This window comes from Pseudomonas sp. HY13-MNA-CIBAN-0226, assembly GCF_040310305.1.
Lineage (GTDB): Bacteria > Pseudomonadota > Gammaproteobacteria > Pseudomonadales > Pseudomonadaceae > Aquipseudomonas > Aquipseudomonas gregormendelii.
In genome coordinates, this window is the sequence record NZ_JBEOPS010000485.1 from 1 (window position 1) to 249 (window position 249).

Annotated in this window: 1 protein-coding gene; it reads right to left on the bottom strand. The window is 65.5% G+C overall.

Features of this window, described 5'->3' with window-relative positions; all coding sequences use genetic code 11:
• The coding region (locus AAEZ05_RS29600; protein WP_350650194.1) for a rhodanese-like domain-containing protein at positions 1-249 on the bottom strand (249 nt) is incomplete at both ends.

The window sequence follows — 249 nt, forward strand, 5'->3', positions numbered from 1 at the left end:
TGCCCCGCGCTCGCTGAAGTGCTCCGCTTGCAGGTCATCCAATACGTACACCTGCCAGCCCAATTGGGCCAGCCATGACGCGGACATATTGGCGCGCACGCCGTCGTCATCCACCAGTACCAGGCGCGCACCGCGCACACTGGCAACGTGGTCGGTTTCCTGCACCAGTTGCCCGCCCGGGGTGGCGCGGGCGCCCGGCAGGTGGCCGGCTTCGAATTCTTCTACGGTGCGCACATCGAACAGGTAAGT